At 69.0% G+C, this 18521-nt stretch carries 12 protein-coding genes; 7 read left to right on the top strand and 5 right to left on the bottom strand.

Translation table 11 applies throughout. The features are described 5' to 3' along the window. Nucleotides 1-42 precede the first annotated feature (42 nt). The 3 genes from EYR15_RS10580 to EYR15_RS10570 are packed head-to-tail and all read left to right on the top strand — an operon-like array spanning nucleotide 43 to nucleotide 3340. The gene (locus EYR15_RS10580) at nucleotides 43-1239 is read left to right on the top strand and encodes a divergent polysaccharide deacetylase family protein (RefSeq protein WP_131003503.1); all 1197 of its coding nucleotides are present in this window, start codon (nucleotides 43-45) and stop codon (nucleotides 1237-1239) included. Further along, the gene (locus EYR15_RS10575; RefSeq protein WP_280987215.1) at nucleotides 1236-1733 is read left to right on the top strand and encodes an RNA pyrophosphohydrolase; all 498 of its coding nucleotides are present in this window, start codon (nucleotides 1236-1238) and stop codon (nucleotides 1731-1733) included. The genes EYR15_RS10580 and EYR15_RS10575 overlap by 4 nt, the downstream gene beginning before the upstream one ends. Before the next feature lie 5 nt (nucleotides 1734-1738). Further along, complete coding sequence (locus EYR15_RS10570) at nucleotides 1739-3340, top strand: AMP-binding protein (RefSeq protein WP_131003502.1); 1602 nt, start codon at nucleotides 1739-1741, stop codon at nucleotides 3338-3340. 133 nt (nucleotides 3341-3473) lie between these two features. Here EYR15_RS10570 and EYR15_RS10565 read toward each other — a convergent pair whose 3' ends face one another. The 4 genes from EYR15_RS10565 to EYR15_RS10550 form a co-directional block, all read right to left on the bottom strand. Continuing rightward, entirely contained in the window at nucleotides 3474-4427 is a 954-nt protein-coding gene (locus tag EYR15_RS10565; protein ID WP_131003501.1) for a cupin-like domain-containing protein, read from the bottom strand. A gap of 3 nt (nucleotides 4428-4430) precedes the next feature. Next, nucleotides 4431-7040, bottom strand: a complete 2610-nt coding sequence (locus EYR15_RS10560; protein ID WP_131003500.1) for a GNAT family N-acetyltransferase — start codon at nucleotides 7038-7040, stop codon at nucleotides 4431-4433. A gap of 159 nt (nucleotides 7041-7199) precedes the next feature. Next, nucleotides 7200-8228, bottom strand: a complete 1029-nt coding sequence (locus EYR15_RS10555; RefSeq protein WP_131003499.1) for a CobW family GTP-binding protein — start codon at nucleotides 8226-8228, stop codon at nucleotides 7200-7202. 151 nt (nucleotides 8229-8379) lie between these two features. Beyond that, nucleotides 8380-9717: a D-alanyl-D-alanine carboxypeptidase family protein gene (locus EYR15_RS10550; RefSeq protein ID WP_245498249.1), complete on the bottom strand. Its 1338-nt coding sequence runs from the start codon at nucleotides 9715-9717 to the stop codon at nucleotides 8380-8382. A 354-nt stretch (nucleotides 9718-10071) separates the two neighbouring features. Between EYR15_RS10550 and EYR15_RS10545 the strand changes: the two genes are divergently transcribed. Then, complete coding sequence (locus EYR15_RS10545) at nucleotides 10072-11256, top strand: hypothetical protein (RefSeq protein WP_131003498.1); 1185 nt, start codon at nucleotides 10072-10074, stop codon at nucleotides 11254-11256. On the opposite strand, the gene EYR15_RS10540 is transcribed toward EYR15_RS10545, so the two are convergent. Beyond that, the gene (locus EYR15_RS10540) at nucleotides 11237-13066 is read right to left on the bottom strand and encodes a glucan ABC transporter ATP-binding protein/ permease (protein ID WP_131003497.1); all 1830 of its coding nucleotides are present in this window, start codon (nucleotides 13064-13066) and stop codon (nucleotides 11237-11239) included. The two genes, EYR15_RS10545 and EYR15_RS10540, sit on opposite strands and share 20 nt — an antisense overlap. A 214-nt stretch (nucleotides 13067-13280) precedes the next feature. Here EYR15_RS10540 and EYR15_RS10535 point away from each other — a divergent pair, with 214 nt between their 5' ends. From EYR15_RS10535 to EYR15_RS10525, 3 genes are all read left to right on the top strand, one after another. Beyond that, complete coding sequence (locus EYR15_RS10535) at nucleotides 13281-16775, top strand: SEL1-like repeat protein (protein WP_165455473.1); 3495 nt, start codon at nucleotides 13281-13283, stop codon at nucleotides 16773-16775. 92 nt (nucleotides 16776-16867) lie between these two features. Next, nucleotides 16868-17788, top strand: a complete 921-nt coding sequence (locus EYR15_RS10530; protein WP_131003495.1) for a sulfite exporter TauE/SafE family protein — start codon at nucleotides 16868-16870, stop codon at nucleotides 17786-17788. Then, on the top strand, nucleotides 17785-18513 hold the full coding sequence (locus EYR15_RS10525; protein ID WP_131003494.1) for a TIGR02186 family protein: 729 nt from the start codon (nucleotides 17785-17787) through the stop codon (nucleotides 18511-18513). The genes EYR15_RS10530 and EYR15_RS10525 overlap by 4 nt, the downstream gene beginning before the upstream one ends. The last annotated feature ends 8 nt before the right edge of the window (nucleotides 18514-18521 follow it).

The following is an 18521-nucleotide window of genomic DNA, read 5'->3' as shown; positions in this document are numbered from 1 at the left end:
TTGCGAATCCGCTAAGTTCGCGCTCACGCCGGGCGGGAGTCGATGAGCGAGGACGATCTCGATAGACCGATCGGAAAGCGGGCCTCCCCGAAGAAGGGAAAGCTGGCCGCGCGTTTTGATCCTGCATCGGTCGCGGCTTTCGTGGTCGGCGGCGTGCTCGTCTTCGCGGGTTTTTGGGCGCTGCTCGTAAACGATCCCTTGGGCGGCGAGCCTGTCGCGGTCGCCACCATCGTTCGCAAGGCCGGCGTCGCTCCCGCGGCGCAGCAGCAGGCCGAGAACAAATCCCCTGACGCGCATGACCCGCACGAGCCTGCGGTTAATCGCGAGGGCACGCCGGTGATCAATCCGGGCGACCCGCTGCCGAAGAAGGGTCCGGTCATCATCCGCATCCCGGGCGAAGGCGAGCCGCCGGCGGGGAGCGCATCGGCCGCCGCCGGCCCTCGCCCGCCGGATCCGGCGTTGCTCGAATCCAGCGCCTACGGGTCGCTTCCGCGGGTTGGGGCCGACGGGCGTCGCCCTCTCGACGTCTATGCCCGAGGCGCGGACGCAGCTCCCGGCGCGGCCCGCGTCGCGCTGGTGGTTGCGGGCCTCGGCGTCGGGCGCGAGATCACCAATCTCGCGATCCAGAGCCTCCCCGCGACCGTTAGCCTCGCCTTCTCGCCCTATGGCGACGACGTCGCCGATCTCGTCGAGAAGGCGCGCGCATCCGGACACGAGGTTCTGCTCCAGGCGCCGATGGAGCCGTTCGGATACCCCGCAAACGACACCGGCCCGCAGACCCTCCTGACGGCGCTTCCTGCTTCCGCCAACCTGGAGCGGCTGCGCTGGGCGCTCGGGCGCGCGAAGGGCTATGTAGGCGTCGCGCCGCTCGGCGGCGGCAAATTCCTCGACGCCGACGCGTCGGTTCAGCCGGTCTTCACCGAACTCGCCCGTCGGGGTCTGCTGTTCGCATCCGCGTCCGACGACGGCGATAGCCGTCTTGGGCAATCCGCCTCCCGCGTGGGTCTCGCGCACACCAAGGCGGGAGCTACGATCGACGGCGGCGGCGACGCCGCCTCGATCGACGCGGCCCTCGCCGATCTCGAACGTTCCGCCAAACAAGGCGAAGTTTCGCTCGGCTTCGCCACCGCCACGCCTCTCACGCTCAAGCGCATCGACGTCTGGCGCGAGGGGCTCGCCAAGCGCGGCGTCGCGCTCGTGCCGGCGAGCGCGGCGATCGCTCCCCAAGGACCCTCGTGAACCCTCGGAAAAAACGCGCCTATCGTCGTTGCGTCGGCGTCATGCTGCTGAATCGCGAAGGCCTGATCTTCGTCGGTCGTCGAAGACGCGGCGAGAACGATCCCGTGCGGCTCGACTACCAATGGCAGATGCCGCAAGGCGGGATCGACAAGGGCGAGGAGCCGGAGGCCGCAGCCTTCCGCGAGCTCGAGGAGGAGACCGGAGTGGTCTCCGCGGAGCTGATCGAGGTCGCGCCCGAATGGTACGCCTACGACTTCCCTCCGGAGTTCGCAGGCCGCGGCCGCGCCGGACGCTATGCCGGGCAGACGCAGCTCTGGTTCGCTTTGCGCTTCACCGGGGATGACAGCGAGATCGCTTTGTCCCAGCCCGGCCACAAACCGGAGTTCACAGACTGGCGCTGGGCGCCGATCACTGAGCTCTCGGCGCTCATCGTGCCGTTCAAACGACCGGTCTACGACAATGTGGTCAGGGCATTCGCCCACCTCGCGGGGTGAGGCGAATGGCGGGTCCGGACGCCTTCGAAAGCCTGCGGCGCAGCTTCCGCTGGGACATCCCGAACCGCTTCAACATCGCCGAGGCGATCTGCGACCGCTGGGCGGCGCGTGACCCCGATCGCGTCGCGCTGCTGGTCAAACGCCCCGGCAAGTCGATCGAGCCCAAAAGCTACGGAGTGCTTCGCGAAGACTCCCTCGCGCTCGCAGCGGGTCTCAAGTCGCGAGGCGTCGCGGGAGGCGATCGGGTTGTGCTGCTGCTGCCGCAAGGATTTGAGGCGGCCGTCGCCCATGTCGCGATCGCCCGGCTCGGCGCCGTGGCCGTTCCCTGCGCGTTGGCCTTCGGCCCCGACGCTCTCGCCTTCCGCCTCGCCGATTCCGGCGCACGCGCGCTCGTCACCTGCGCGTCGGGCGTTGCGACCTATGGAAGGATCGAGACGCCGCCGGCGCTCGACCTCATCGTCTCGACCGAAGGAGCGGAGAACGGCGCGCTCGATTACGGCGCGCTGGTCGCGGAGCGCGGCGCGGTCGAGACCGCAGACACCGGGCCCGACGACCCGGCGCTGATGATCTACACCTCCGGGACCACAGGCGCGCCGAAAGGCGCGCTGCATGGGGGGCGCGTGCTTCTCGGCCATCTGCCCGGCTTCCGCCTGACCCACGCGGGTTTCCCGGCCGAAGGCGACGTCGCCTGGACCCCGGCGGATTGGGCCTGGGCTGGCGGCCTGCTCAACCTGATGATGCCCGCGCTCCACGACGGCGTTCCCGTGCTCGCCCAGCCCACCAGCAAGTTCGACCCTGAGGGCGCCTTCGTGCTGATGGCGGAAGCCGGCGTCACGCGGGCCTTCATCCCACCGACCGCGCTTCGCCTCATGGCGCGGGTCGAGCGCCCGGCGACGGGGCTCAGGCTGCGCAGCGTGGTCTCGGCCGGCGAGCGGCTGGGCGAGGCGTCGTGGGAGTGGTCGCGAACGGCGCTCGGTGTTCCGGTCAACGAGGTCTACGGCCAGACAGAGTGCAACTACGTCATCGTCTCGTCGGCGGCCCACGGGGCCTCGCGGCCGGGCTTCACAGGCCTCAGCAGCCCCGGCCACGAGGTTGGCGTGTTCACGGGCGACGGGCGCTGCGCGGCATTTGGCGAGATCGGCGAAATCCGCATCCGGCGGCCGGACCCCGTGATGTTTCTCTGCTATTGGCGCCAGCCGGAAGCGACCGCGGACAAGTTCGAAGGCGAGTGGTTCTGCACCGGCGATCAGGCGGCGGTCGACGCTGACGGCTTCTTCCGCTTCGTTGGCAGGGAGGACGACGTCATCACCTCATCCGGCTACCGGATCGGTCCCGCCGACATCGAGGACTGCCTCGCTCGCCACCCCGCGGTCGCGCTCGCGGCAGTGGTCGGTAGGCCGGACCCGCTCAGGACGAGCGTGGTGAAGGCGTTCGTGCAGCTGAAGCCAGGCGTCGACCCGAGCGAGGCGCTGGGCGAAGAGCTTAGCCACTTCGTTCGCGACCGGCTCTCGGCCCACGAATATCCCCGAGAGGTGGAGTTCGTGGACGAGATTCCGTTGACGACCAGCGGCAAGGTCATCCGGAAAGCGCTGAGGGAGCGGGAGTAGCCGTCATCCCGGCCGAGCGAAGCGAGAGCCGGAATCTTACGCAGAAAAAGGGGCCATTTCGGGGGACGATCCCGGATCGGCCGTGTTCGGCCGTCCGGGATGACGTCTCAGTCCGAAGCGTCGAGCGTTTCGCTCAAGCCGCCTTCTTCTGCTCCGCGGCCTTCTGCGCCTCGTAATAGTAGTTCGCCTTCTTGCCGAACACCGCGCTGCGGAGCAGGCGGCGCATGGTCTCGTTGCGGCGGAGCGGCTCCAGCGCCGAACGGGCGGCGGTGTAGGCCGCGACCTTCAGGCCGTCGAGCGTGGCGTTCACGCCGGGGGCCGCCTGCGGATAGCCCTTCTCGCGCAGCCAGGCGTTCATGAAGATCAGCTTGTTGCGACGGACAACGGCGTCCGAGCGCCAGGTGATCGCCATCGAGATCGAATAATCGTCGCCCGTGCGCACCCAGTGCGGCACCTGGTAGGGCACGAACACGCCTTCGCCGGGCTTCAGGTCGTAGACCTTGGCGCGGGCCTCGAACGAGGGATCGTAAGGCAGGTTGCGGTGCTTGGACGGCGCGCTCTCTAGCATCTCCTCGGAGACCAGGGAGCGGTCGTCATTATCGAACAGGTGGAAGAACTTCGGGCCGCGGATCTGCACGAAGAAATTGTCTTCGTTGTCGCAGTGGAACGGCGTCACCGAATTCGCGGACGAGACGAAGATGTAGCCTTCGATGTCGCGGAAGCTGGCGCCGTCGAGGCTCTCATAGCCAAGCTGCTTGGCGATCGAAAGCAGCGCCTCCTCCATCATCGCGCGATAGGCCGGCACGCTCTCGACGCGCTTCAGCACCATCCATGCGCCGGCGGTCTCGATCTGGGAGACGACCTGCTCGGGCGTGAGGTCGACGAGGGGAGTGTCCTCCGCCTTCTGGTTCGGCTGGAGCTTGCCGGAATTGTACTCGAACCGGTCCTTCTCGAGCTCCTTGGTGAGCTCGATCAGCCGCGGCAGCTGCAGCAGCGGGTGGCTCGCGAGATCGTGGCTGATGCGGAAGTGGCGGGTGGGATAGCTCGCGGCGAGAGTCGCCGCGTCGGCCCGGATGGTTGCGGTCATGGCTTAGCGGTCCTTCAGGCGGTGATAGAGATCGCGGGCGAGCGTGCGGGCGCGCCGCCGCGAGGTTTCGACGAGGCCGGCGATCGCAAACAGCGAGGCGGCGCGGGGGCGGACGGCGATCATCCAGTCACCGAGCGCCAACCGCTCGCGCCAGATGTGGTCGATCATCGGGTGGTTGGCGATGGCCGTGGAGTCGACCGTATCGATCGAGGGATCCTCGATCAGGCGCTTCGTCAGCTCGATCGTGAGCTGCACGCCGGGCGAGCACTTCGAATAGCGCTCGTCATAGGCGATCTTGTAGAACCAGGCTTGACGACCGCCGGTGAGAACGAGGCCTGCGGCGGCGGTCTCTTCGCCGACGCAGAGCTCGATCACGCGGGCCGAGCCCTTCGCGGCGCGGGCCGCGAACAGCGCGCGGACGAAGCCGAGCTGGTCCGGATTGCTCGCCATGGCGGAGCCGTTTTCGCCCTTCCAGCCGAGCGTCTCGAGCTTGAGGAAGCGTTCGAGCGCAGCCGTGACGTCCTCCTCCGAGCGGGCCTCGCGGAAGGTGACCGGGGCCTCGTCGCCGAGCCGGCGGAGTTGCCGGCGCAGCTCCTTCAGCTTCTTCGAGGACAGGGATTCCGTCAGATAGTCCTCGGCCGCGGCGTCGGTCGAAAGCGCGGCGCGCTCGTGGCTGTCGATACGGACGATCTTGCGGCCGGTGGCGGCGCAAGCTTCGCGGAACGCCGCCGCCGTCGCGCCGCCCTCGGGCAGAAGGCGCAGCAGGAAGGCGGCGTCGCCGCGGCGGGCGAGCCCGTCCAGCAGGCCTTCAGCCGCGCGGACCGGCTGGCCTGCATCGAGCAGCGGCGCGCCGAGCGCTCCAAAGAACGCCCATGGGGTGGTCGAAAGCATCGCAGCGATCGGCGGCGCGCCTCGGGTGACGACTGCCGCGGCGGCCATCAGCCGGTCGCCGTCCCAGACGGTGGCGATGCGGACCTTGTCGGCCCCGCCGACCGCCTTGATCGCGGAGGCCGGGATCGCGAAATCCGCCTCGCAGAACAGGTTCGGCTCCAGAGCGCGGGCGGCGAGATCATCCCAGGCGGCGTGGGAGCGGCCGAGTTCGGCGATGGTGACCAGCCTGAAGTCCAGAGGAGAAACCGCCTGCCGTTCGATCGGCGCGGCCAGGTCTAGGGGAAGCGCGTTCGCGGCAGTCATGGCGTCTCCGGGAACCTCGCGCGGGACATAAGGCTGACGCGCGGTCCACGGCAGGGCGCCGAGGCCGAGCCTGCGGCGGGTCAGCGTGAACAGGATCACGGTCTCGATCACGAGGGTCGAAGCGGTCGCGGCGGCCGCGCCCATGGCGCCGAAGGCCGGCACGAGCAGAACGCAGAGCGCGATGTTCAGCACGAAGGCCGAGGCGTAGACGCCGGCGCACAGGTTCTGCTCACCGAGCATGTTCAGCAGCCGCTCGAGCGGCCCGACGCTGGCGCGGGCGAGCAAGCCGATCGCGATGACGAACAGCAGCGGATAGCCCGCCGTGAAGTTCTCGCCGAACAGCCACAGGATCGGCCAGCCGAGCGCGAGCACGATGACTGAGCCGCCGAGCGAGGGCCAGAAGGTCCAGCGCGCGGCGTCGATCACCATCGTCGACAGCTTTTCGCGATCGCCGGCCACGGCGTATTCGGTGAAGCGATGCGCGACGGCGGCCGACACCGAGAAGGACACGAAGGCGACCAGCGACATCACCTTCACCGCCGCGTAGTAGACGCCGACCTCGTGCGGCTCGCGGAAGGCGGAGAGCACGATCACGTCGGTATAGGCGAGCAGCAGGTAGAAGCCCTCGACCATGAAGATCGGCAGCGACACCTTCATCCAGGTCTTGGGCGCATAAGCGCGCGGGGCGGCGACCGTCTTTGTCTTAAGCCGGCGCTCGAGCATCGCGAGCTGCGCCAGCGCCGTCGCCCAGGTGGCGACGATCGTCGCGGCCATCGCGGTCGTCGCGGTCGGCGCGAAGCTCAGCGAGCTCAGGGCGCCCAGCAGCAGCAGGATCAGGATCGGGCGGACGAAGAAGGCCGGCGCCAGCGCGACGTCGATCCAATTGTAGGTGCGCGAGATGCCATCCTGAACGTCGGTCAGCACGTACAGCGGGATGCAGACCATCGCGAGGTAGAGCGGGACGACCGCCCAGCTGTTCAGATGTTCCGAGAACAGCCAGATCCCCGCGAGTCCGATCGCCGCGATGACCGTCGAGGTCGCCATCGCCATTAGGCGGCTGCCGAGCAGGAAGCCGCGCAGCAGGCCGTGCTGGCCGCTCTCGGCATATTCCGGGATGAAGCGCTGCGGCGCCGAGGCGAGGCCGAGGCTGGTCGTGCCGCCGAGCAGCAGCACCCAGGTCCAGACATAGACGTAGACGCCGTATTCCGCGTCGCCCATCCAGCGCGCCAGAAGGATCTGCGATGCGAAGGCGATGACGGCGTTGACGATGCGGATGAGGAACGCGCCCCCGGCCGCCTTCTGGGCGACCGCGGTGTCGGAGCGGTCGGCAAGCAGCCGCCGCGCGCGGCCGATCAACGCGCCGAGCGCGTTGCTTCTTGCCGTCGCGGCCTCGAACGGCGCGCTCGCGTCGATGCTCATCTTGGGTTTCGTCCTCATCGTTCGGCCAAGAGGACTACCGCAGTTTCGTTGAAAGACCGTTCGGGAAGAGCGTAAACGAAGGCTAAGTAAAAACGCTCGAATTGCAGCGTTTTCAGCGGACGCCCACTTCTTAGATCGCGCGCGACGCTTGGGCGTTTCTCAGCCCAACAGTCCGCCTGTCCTGAGGCTCAGTGGATTCTCCATCAGGGCCGCGCGGTCTGGCCGGTCGGGCGCAACGGTTCCTGCGAACGCCGCGTAGAGGCGGGGCAGCAGGTCAGGCGCGAGGTCCTCGCCGATCGCAACGAGGCGGGTGCGGACGTCGCCATCCGGCCAATTCTCCAGAAACCGCGGCTCAGCGAAAACGTGGCGCACCCCTTGGACGACGAGCGGCCGCTCGTCGCCGACGATCCGGATCAGGCCTTTGAGCCGCAATAGCTTGGGAGCATGGGCGGAACGCAGAAGCTCCACGAACAAGTCGTAGGCTTCACGGCTGAGCGCCGCTTCGCTCGCCATCGCGATCGTGCGCACCGCGCCATGCGCCTCGGGCAAGACCTCGAGCGAAGGCTTGATCCCGAGCGACGGGGCCAGCAGGGCCGCGACATTGAGCGCGCCTGCGTCCTGCAGCGTCGCCGCCGGCGCCAGCCGCGCGACCAGCGCGCGGGCGGCGACGACCTGTTCCGCTGTCGCGAGGTCGGTCTTCGACAGCACCACATGGTCCGCCATCGCGACCTGCCGTGCAGCCTCGGGGCGCTCGGCGACCGTCTCCGGCCCCGCGACCGCGTCGAGCGCCGCGACCACGCCTTCCAACCGGTAGCGCATGGCGAGGTAGGGATGGAGCGTCAGTGTCTGCAGCACGGGAACGGGATCGGCGAGCCCGCTCGTCTCCAGCACGATCCGGCGGAACGGCGGAATGCGCCCGTTATCGCGCGCCCGGAGCAGGTCTTCGAGCGTGGCGATCAGGTCGCCGCGGAGCGAGCAGCACAGGCATCCGCCGGCGAGCGCCACCACGCCGTCGGCGACATGCTCGACGAGAAGATGGTCGACGCCGATCTCGCCGGCCTCGTTGACCACCACCGCAGCATCGGCGAGCGCGGGATCGCGCAACAGCCGGTTGAGCAGCGTCGTCTTGCCCGCGCCGAGGAAGCCGGTGAGCAGCGTGAAGGGAATGGGGGCGGGGCGTTCGGCCATGGTTTTCGGTTCAGTCTCTCGCGCCGTCTCAAGCCGTCATGCCCGGCGGAGCCGGGTATCCACGACTTACTGGGATCGCAGAGCGATGCGATCAAGTCGTGGATGCCCGGAGGCGGGCATGACGGCGCCGCGCATCCTGAGCCTGTAATTCTCAGAACGCCGACTTGCCGTCCGCCGGCGTGGCGTTGCGGTAGATCGAGCCCGGCACCGCCTGCGCGCCGTTCGCGGCGGAAGCGGAGCCTGGCGGCGTGAGTTCGATCTTCATGCGGCCCTTGGCGTCCTTCACCGGCTTGGCGCTTTTCGCCGCCTTCGCCTCGCGCGCCCGCTGGGCCTTGGTCTTCTTCGCGTCGGCCTTCAACGGACCGACCTTGGCGGAGCCGGGCTTCACCGTCTGCCCTGCGATCGAGGGCGTAGAGCCCGGGTTCGGCGCGAAGGCCGGCGCGTCCTCGTCGGCCCCGCTCGGCTGCGCTGCGACCTGAACGCCGCCTGGCGCCGCGGAGGCGTAGACCGGCTCCGGCGTCACGGGGATCTTGGCCATCAGGCGGTCCCGCCAGGGATGGGTGTCGGGCTTCAGCTTGGCGCGCGCCTGCCGGGCCTTGGCCGCGGCTGCGCCGCACATCTGCTCGCGGAGATCGATCGCAAAAGCGCCGGAGCCTCCGTCGAGCGCGCCGAGCGTGGTCCTGGCCGAGGAGGCGGCGAAGCCCCGCTCGAAGGCGTCGATCGCGGTCTCCGAACGGATCATCGGCGATTCCGCGCCGAGCACGACGGTTACGAGCTGGCGCTCCCCGCGCGTCGCGCTCGCGACCACGTTGTAGCCGGCCGAGCAGGTGTAGCCTGTCTTCATGCCGTCCGTTTCGGGATAGCGCCCTACGAGACCATTGTGGTTGCGGATGACGCGGTCGCCGATGCGGATGGCGTCGATCTTGAACAGCGGAGCGTGTTCGGGGTGGAGGCGCAGCAATGTGACGGCGAGCACCGCGAGGTCCCGCGCCGTGCTGTGTTGCTGGTCCGGGCCCGGCCGGACCGGCAGACCGTTCGGATTCACGAAAACGGTGTTCGTCATGCCGATCTGTCGCGCCGTGCGGTTCATCTCCACGACAAAGGCCTCGACACTGCCGGAGACGCTTTCGGCGAGCGTCACCGCGATGTCATTGGCCGACTGCACCATCAGCATCTTGAGCGCGTCGTCGGTCGTCACGGTCTGGCCGACCTGGAAGCCCATCTTGCTCGGCGGCTCGGCCTGCGCCCGGGCGCTGTAGACGAGCGGCGTGTCGCCCGACAGCTTGCCGGCCTTCATGGCGTTCAGCACGACGAGCGTGGTCATCAGCTTGGTGAGCGAGGCCGGATACCAAGGCGCTGTCGCCTCGTTCGCTTCGATCACGCCGCCGGTCTTCACGTCGACGACGATTACCGGGTTAGCGGAAGCCGCTGTGGCGGCGAACGCCAGCGTGAGGCAGAGGAAGGGCGCCGCGAGGCGTTGGAACGGCATCGACATCAGCTTGACTGGACCCGTGCTGGTGGCGGCGCATGAAGGCGTCGGACAGGCCAAGCTTTACGCGCGCAAAGCCGGATTGCCAATCAATGTCGGGGGAGCGGCGCTGCGGGGAGCGGCGCTCTGATTCAGCGTGGCCGGCGAGTTGCCGATCGCTGTCGCGCGGCCCATTTCGTGCCGACGCCGCGGACCCCGCTTACTGTGGAAGATATGTTCCAAAATCCATTTGCTTCCGCCCGATACGACGTTGCGACGCCTCCAGCGAAAGCGGCGAGGGCTGAGGCGATCCGCGGATCGAAGGAGATCGCTAGACGTCTGACGCCGTTCCGGGGCGACTACCGGGATCTTCCAGTGATCTCAGTTCCGCACGGGGTGCTCGTCTATCGGGCGGAGAACGGTCGGATCGTCGCCGAACTCGAGGCGCACGCCCGGCGAGCGGGAACGAGCGTCGCGAGGCTCGCAGACGCCGAGGACGATCGCGAGGTGCAGGCGCTTCTGCACCGGTTGTTGATCGTCAAGGCGTCCGACGCGGAAGGCCCGGTTTTTCAGGAGCTTCAGCGCCACGCGAAGCAGACCGAGCCGCTGCTGATCTCCTCCGATGGGGTCGTCGTCAACGGCAACCGCAGGCTCTCCGCGATGCGCGAGCTGCTGGCGCACGATCCTGTGCGATACGCGGACTTCGCCTTAGTCGCTGCGGCCGTCCTGCCTGCGGAGGCGGAAGAGGCGGATTACGACTTCATCGAAGCCGCCCTCCAGATGGCTCCGGACGTGAAGCTCGCCTATGGCTGGGTGAACCGGCGGATGAAACTCCGGCGCCAGACCGAAGAGCTCAAGCTGCCGCTCGCGGAAATCATCGACGCCTATCGCTTCGAGTCCGCTGACCAGATCAAGGCGGAGATCGAGGAACTGAGCTTGGCCCAGTCCTATCTCGCCTATCGCGGCGCGCCGGGGGCTTACGAGGAGGTCACGCAGCTCGAAGATCTGTTTGTCGGCCTTGGCGCTCAGTTGAGCCGGACGCCGCCGCGACTCAGAGCCTGCTGGCGGGCGGCGGGGTTTGCGATGATCGACGGCCGCTCCGCGATCAAAGGGCCGATGGATCGCTACTTCCCATTCGCGGATCCTGTCCCGGCCGCCCTGCCTGAGGAGGCGCTGCGGAGGTTTTCGGCGGAGAGCGAGCTGTCGACGACGACCGACGCCGAGGGGCCGCTCTCTGCCGCCAAGCTGGCCGAGATCGAGGTCCTGATACTGCGAAACTCCGGCCGGTCGGCTGAGTTCGCGGCGATGCTGTTCGACATCTCGGAGATGATACGGGCGGAGCATCGCGACCGCCGCGCTCCCAACGCCGCGCTGAAGCAGATGTCCAGGGCGAAGAGCGCGTTGAGCGAACTTGATATCGGCTGCATGTCGCCGAAGCAGTTGCGGCGTCTGCAGAGCGAGCTGGCGGCGATCCAGGCTCAGGTCGACATATTGCTTGGCGAGCCGAAGCCGACGTCCGCGCGCGCCAGGGCCGGTTTCCTCAGCCGCCTGTTCCAATAGGGAGGAGAGGCCGTCCGCTGTCCAAGAGCGGTGACGCCGGCGATTTTGCGCTCGTCAACGCCTGCGCCGCGACCAGTTTGGCGAAGGCGCCGCCCGCCGCGACCAGATCTTTGAACGCGCCGCGCTCGACGATCCGGCCATCCTCGAACACCAGCACGAGATCGGCGTCCCTCACTGTCGCAAGCCGATGGGCGATCACGAGCGTCGTGCGTCCGCGCCGCGCCTCGTCGAGCGCGGCCTGCACGCGCGTCTCCGTGCCGGCGTCGAGCGCGCTGGTCGCTTCGTCCAGCACAAGGATCGGCGGGTCCTTGAGCAGCGCCCTGGCGATCGCGAGCCGCTGACGCTCGCCGCCGGAGAGCGACGCGCCGCGCTCGCCGAGAAGCGTATCGAACCCCATCGGCAGGCGACGAACGACGTCGAGCACCTGCGCCTTCACGCAGGCCGCCTCGAGCTCCGCCTCGGTGGCGTCAGGCCGGCCGACGCGCAGGTTCTCGGCGATCGTGCGGGCGAACAGCATCGGCTCCTGGAACACCACGCCGACATTGCGACGGAGGCCTTCGAGGGTGAGATCGCGGATATCGGCGCCGTCGATCGTGACCCGCCCGGCCTGCGGGTCGAAGGTGCGCGACAGCAGGGCGAGGCAGGTCGATTTGCCGGAGCCGGTCGCGCCGACCAGCGCAATCGTCTCGCCCGGCCGAGCCTCGAACGACACGTCGACCAGCGTCGGACGGCCGGCCTCATAGGCGAAGGAGACTGCGTCGAACGCCACGCGTCCGCTCGATCGGGCGGGATCCCGCGCGTCGGGACGTTCGGCGACATCGGGGGCGACCTCGAGCAGGTCGAGCATCTCGCCGATCTTCGGCGCGTTCAGCATCAGCATGTTGATCAGCGCGACCGCGTCGCCCAGCCGGCCGATCACAAGGGTCGCGAGCGAGGCGAAGGTGACGATCTCGCCGACGCTCGCAAGGCCCTGCGCGTTGAGCGCCGCGCCCGCGAGCACGACGCCGAGCACGGTCAGAGTGCCGGCCGCGGGCGTCGCGGCGGCGGCGAGCGCCCACATCGAGAGCAGCGGCATCTGCACGTCGAGGAGCCGCTGCATGACGCTGGACAGGCCCTGCATCTCGGCGCGGACGCGGGCGAAACTCTGCACCACCGCGACCTGCGACACCGCGTCGGCCGCGCGCTGGGCGAGGTCGGAATGATGACCCTCGATGTTCTCCTGCCGCGCCTGGGTGCGGCGGAGCAGGATCGTCGTGGCGATCGCGAAGATGACGACGAGCGCGACCAGTATCAGCCCGAGCCTGAGGTTCAGCGCCAGCGTCGCCGGCAGCAGCGCGACGAGGCCGACCAGGGTCGCGAGGCCCGACCGGAAGAGCGACAGCCAAACGTCCGCGAGCGCATTGGACCCGGACGTCAGCGCCTTCACGATCCGCCCGGAATGGGTGCGGCGGTGGAACGAGAGCGGCAACGACAGCGCGTGGCCGAAAACCTCCGTCATCACCGCGAGCCGTCTGCGGTGCGACAGCCGGTCGGCGTTCAGCGAAACCCAGACGCGGCCTCCAATGGCGGCGAGCGCAAGCGCCGCCCAGAGCGCCGCGATCTCGGCGACGCCGCTCCCACCGCCAGACGTCAGCCGGTCGATGATCCGGCCGAACAGGACGGGCTCCGCGAAGGCTGCGATCGCAAGCGCGACATTGCCGATCGCGAGCCAGAACGCGAGCGGCCGTTCCGGGCCGAGCAGCGCGATCGCGCGCTCGTAGGTCGCGACGAAGCCCCGCTTTGGGACGGAGGAGGATTTGATCTTTGGCATCGGGGAGGGCGGTGTGGCGGGGCGGTCGTTCTGCACCGAAAAGCGGCCGGGACGCCACCCAAGCCAAGCATTAACGAAATGCTGCGTCCCAATTAACCGTTGTTAACCACTTGTTTACCGTACCCGGGAAAATTGGGACCTGGCGAAGCGGCGGTTCGCGCCGCCCAATATTTTCTTAACCGGTCGCCCGGCTTGGCGGCCAGGGGCCATGTCGATGAGCGCGAGCGACCCCAAGATCCGTCAGATCGAGCGGTACGAGGAGGCGATCGACGAGTCTGCTCCGCTGTCGGGCAGGCTGGCGTCACGGCCTTCCGCAAGATCAGGCTCCGCCGCGCCCGAACTCGACCGCCTCGTCGGCATGCTCACCAACCGCGGCGGCGCTGAAGAGCGGCTTTCCAAGGCTCTCGAGGGCCTTTCGCGCTGGACCGCGACGCCGGAGCCTGCCCGGGAGCATCGTCCCGAGCGGGTCGTCGAGCGCCAGCTGGCCCCTGTGCGCAGCATCAGGACCGAGCGCAGCCCCGAGCCCCTCCCCAAGCCTGCCGGCCGCGCGACCGATCCCGTTTCGCCCGATCTCGAGGAGAGGCTGGCGGCCTTCGCGCGCACTCTGACCGAGCGGCCCCGCCTCGAAACGCCGCGCCTCTCTGTACCGGTGCTCGTTCCCGGCCAAACCGCCGCGTCCGCTTCGGTCTCGACGCTCAGGCCGGCGCGCGCCGCCGCTCAGGAGCCTGCGGCCAAGGCCCCGCCGATCGCTTCATTGCGCGCCGCGCTGGCCGAGATCGCCAATCGCCAGAAGGCGCTCGACTCCGAATACGAATCTGATCCGTCCGACTCTGCGCCGGCCCTCGAGGTCGAGCTCGGACGCGAGGTCGAAGCCTTGCGCCGCCGCACCATCTCGCCCGAGGCTCTCGCCGAGATGCGGTCCGAGATTGGACGCCTTGGCCAAACTGTCGGCTCGCTGCCGACCCGCGTCGAGATCGACGGCCTGATCCGCGAAATCGGGGCGCTTTCCGCGCGTCTCGTGGAGACGCGCCCTGCGGCCCTCGACCCGGAAGCGCTCCGGGCGATCGACATGCTCGTCGGCCAGGTCGAGCGCATGCGCGGCGAAGCCGCCACCCCAAGCATGATCTCCGGCCTCGCCGAGGAGCTCGGTGCGATTTCCGCGCGGCTCGACGTGCTCACCCCACGCAGCGCCGCTGCGATCGACGCGCTAGCGGAACGGATCGACGGCATCAAGGCCGAGCTCGACGCTTTTCCCCGCATGGAGGCCGTCGGCGACCTCGCGACCCAGATCAAGGCTCTCGTCGCCCGACTGGACGAACAGGAAAAGGCCGCGGCGCCCACACGCAAGGCGGTCGAGGGGCTGACGACCCGCGTCGCCGCGCTCGACCACAAGATCGACGTGATGGCGATGACGCGCGGCGACGAACGCCATGCCGATCTCGAAGGCCTGCCGAGCAAGTCGGCCATGGCGGATCTCGGCCGGCAGATCGAGGCGTTGACCGACGGCCTGAAGGCCCGCGGTCAGCCGGTCGCCGCGCCGAGCGTGATCAACGCGCTGTCGACCCGGGTCGCCTCAATGGACGACAAGCTCGCGACGCTCGCCGAGCAGCTCCAGCTTTCTGCGTCGCCAAGGACGATCGAGCTTTTCGCCGACAAGGTCGACGGCCTGAACGACCGGGTCGACATGCTGTCGATCTCCAGCCGCTCGACCAGTTCCTCACTGGAGCGGGTGGAGGACGCGGTCCGCATCATCGCCGAGCAGATGCGCGCTGCGCCCGCGACGCCGTTCGTCGATACCGGCGCCATCGAGGCGCAGGTTTCGCGGCTCGTCGATGGGCTCGACCGCAATGACGGTCGCCTCGAAGATCTCAACGCCGCCTTCTACGGCCTTGCTTCACGCATCGAGCAGAGCTGCGAGGCCCTCGGCGCATCCGCAGCCGGCGTTTCCGGTACAGACGCAGGCGGCGAGATCGCCCGCGCGCTGGAAGAGCTGCGCGCCGCGTCCTCGCTTGCCGAACGCCGTTCCGCCGAAGCTCTCGAGTCCGTCCGCGGCACGCTCGAGCGTCTGGTCGATCGCGTCGAGCGCGGCCCGATCTCGGCGGGTCTCGCCGAACATATGACGGCCGCGCGCGAAGCGACGATCGCGCCCAATCTCGACGCCACGGAGGCCGCTCGCGCAGCCGCCCGCCGCGCGCTCGCTGAAGCCGGCGTCGACCGCGCCGAAGACGCTGAGCCGGAGGCCGCAAGCTTCCGTCCAATCACGGGCTTCGGCCCCGATCATCCGATCGAGCCCGGCGCCGCCGGCAGCCGGCCCGAACTCGTCGCCGCCCAGACCGCGGCGTCCTTTATCGCAGCCGCCCGTCGCGCCGCGATGCAGACGACGTCCGAGGAGGACACGGCCGCGCCCGCCGTCGCGATCGCCAGCGATCCGAAATCCTCTCGCTATTCCGGAATGTTCGCCTCGCTGAAGGCGCGCAAGCGCCCGATGCTGGTCGCGATCGCGGCCTCGCTTGTCGTGCTCGCCGGGCTCTACGTCGCCCGCGACGCCGCCTTCGTCGAAGAGGCGGAGCTTCAGCCGCCGTCACTCGACGAGCCAATCACGTCCATGGCCGAAGCGCCTGCCGCCTCGGACGACGTCACGGCCGCCTTGTCGGACCTACCGCCGGCCCCCGAGCATCCGGCCGCGCCTGGTCTGGAAAACCATTCGGCCGTCGACGCCCGCAGGGTGGAGACGACCACGATCGCCGGGCTTAAGGACGAGGGGACCCCGCCGGAAGTCGCTCAGGCCGAACTCCCCACGCCCGCGCCTTCCCAGGAAGCCCCTAAGTCTGAAGCCGCGAAGACTGAAGCCGCGAAGGTCGAGCTTCAGGCGCGGGCCGAGACGCCGGCTCCGACCGAAGCCGCGCCCCTGCCGCGCGCCAAGGCGGCCGACCTCACCGACTTCGCGTTTGCAGGCTCAACCGATCCCAAGGGTAAGCCCGACTGGCAGAAGGCGGAGCCCGCGACCACCGGCTCCATCGCGCCCACCCGCGGCGGTCTGCCTGACGCGATCGGCGGCGCGACGCTGCGTCTCCGCGCGGTCTCCGGCGATCCCGCCGCGCAGCTCGAGGTCGCCGACCGCCTGCTGTCAGGCCACAACAACGTCGCGCCGGATCCCGTCGCCGGGGCCATCTGGCTCGAAAAGGCCGCCTCCCAGGGCCTTGCCCCGGCGCAGCATCGTCTCGGATCGCTCTACGAAAAGGGCTCAGGCGTTACTCGCGATCTCTCCAAGGCCCGCATCTGGTACGAGCGCGCCGCGGCCGCCGGCAACGTGCGCGCCATGCACAATCTCGGCGTCATCCATGCCGAGGGCGGCCTTGGCCGACCGGACTTCGACGCCGCGGCCGTCTGGTTCCGGCTGGCGGCCGAGCGTGGGCTCGTCGACAGCGAGTACAATCTCGGCGTGCTGAACGCCCGCGGGCTCGGCGGCAAGCGCAACTTGATGGACGCCTACAAGTGGTTCGCTCTCGCGGCCGATCAGGGCGACGAGGATGCCGGCCGCAAGCGCGACGAAGTCGCGAAGGCGCTCGGCAAGAGCCTCGACTCCGCGAAGGCGACCGTCGCGGCCTTCGTTCCCCGCCCGCTCGACGCCGCCGCGAACGACATCCCGTCGCCTCCCGGCGGTTGGGACGTCGCCGCGACCAGCGCGAGCGCCACCGCCGCCCCGTGACTCAGCAGCGCGGCGCCGCCTTTTGGCGCTGCGACCAATGACGCGCCCGGATCGGCCCGCTATCCAGTGGGGCGATCCGCCGGCGGCCTGAGATGCAGACCTACCTTCCGATCGCCGAACTGCCCGTCGACGTCCTGCTCGTGCTCGGGATGGCGCTCGCCGTCGGCTTCGTCTCCGGCATGTTTGGAATCGGCGGCGGGTTCCTGATGACGCCGCTGCTCATCTTCATCGGCGTGCCGACGGCTGTCGCCGTCGCCTCAGAGGCCCCGCAGATCGCGGCCTCCGCCTTCACCGGCGTGCTCGCCTACCAGCGAAAGCAGGCGATCGATTTCAAGCTCGGCGGGGTGCTGCTGGGAGGCGGCGTGGCCGGCACCGCGCTCGGCGTCTGGTTCTTCAACCTCATGCGCGACGCCGGCCAGCTCGACGCCATCATCGCTGTCTCCTACGTCATCGTGCTCGGCGCGATCGGCGGGCTGATGCTGGTCGAGTCGACGAGAGCGCTCATGCGCAAGGCGCCGCCTCCGTCCAAGCCGCGCGGCGTGAAGCGCACCTTCGTCGATCGCCTGCCGTTCAAGATGCGATTCCGCCGTTCGATGATCCATGTCAGCGCGCTGCCGCTGCTCGCCCTCGGAGCGGGCGTAGGCTTTCTAGGAGCGGTGCTCGGCATCGGCGGCGGCTTCCTGCTCGTGCCGGCGCTGGTCTACGTCTTCCGCGTTCCGACGGCTGTGGTGGTCGGCACGTCGCTGTTCCAGATCTTCGTGACGATGATGGCCGCGACGGTGATGCACGCTACGACCAACGCCTCGGTCGACGTCGTGCTCGCGATGATCCTGATGCTGGGCGGCGCGATCGGAGCGCAGTTCGGCGTTCGGGTCGGCCAGACGATGAAGGGCGAGCAACTCCGCCTGCTGCTGGCGCTCCTCCTGCTCGCAGTCGCCGGCCGCTTCCTCGCGGATCTGACGCTGACGCCGATCGAACCGTTCTCCGTCGTCATCGCGGAAGGCGCGCGATGAAGCTGGCGGCCGGCCTTGCCGCGCTCGTCGTGTTCTCCACGCCGACGCGCGCGGAAGACCTCCTGCTCGCGCTCTCTTCGCTCGACGTCACGATCGCCTCGAACTGGGCGGGCGCCGACGTCACGGTGTTCGGCACTGTGCGCGAACCGATCCCCGGTCGCGCCTATCAGCTCGTGATCACGACGCGCGGACCGGCGGAAACGCTTGTGGTGCGCGAGAAAGGGCGGGTCGCGGGACTTTGGGTCACGAAGAAGAATTCGCGCTTTCCCGAGGCGCCGTCCTTCCTGAGCGTGCTGTCGAATGCGCCGCTCGACGAGACCGTCGATCCTGCGGAGAGAACGCGCGCGCGTCTCGGCCTCGCCGAATACGCCCGCGGCGACGGATCGGCCCCTCAGGCCGCGCGCCAAGCCCTCATGCGCCTGCAGGCCGAACGCGGCCTGTGGATCGAGGACGACGAGGGGGTCTCGTTCGACCCGCAGCTCTTCCACGCGACCGTGCACCTGCCGTCCAACACGCCCTTCGGCGCGTTCGAGGTCGAGGGCATGCTCTACGCCGACAAGACGCTCGTCGCGCGCCGTACGATTACCTTCCGCGTGGCGAAGGCCGGCTTCGAAGCGAAGGTCGCCGATGTCGCCGAAAGGATACGGCTGGGTTACGGCGTGGGGGTCGCAGGCCTGGCGCTGCTTTTCGGATGGGCCGCGTCTGCTATGTTCCGCCGCGACTGAGAGCTTGC

The organism is Hansschlegelia quercus (genome assembly GCF_004310425.1).
GTDB lineage: Bacteria > Pseudomonadota > Alphaproteobacteria > Rhizobiales > Methylopilaceae > Methylopila > Methylopila quercus.
The sequence above is the reverse complement of the archived record's forward strand: the minus strand, read 5'-3'. Positions and strand labels throughout refer to the sequence as shown.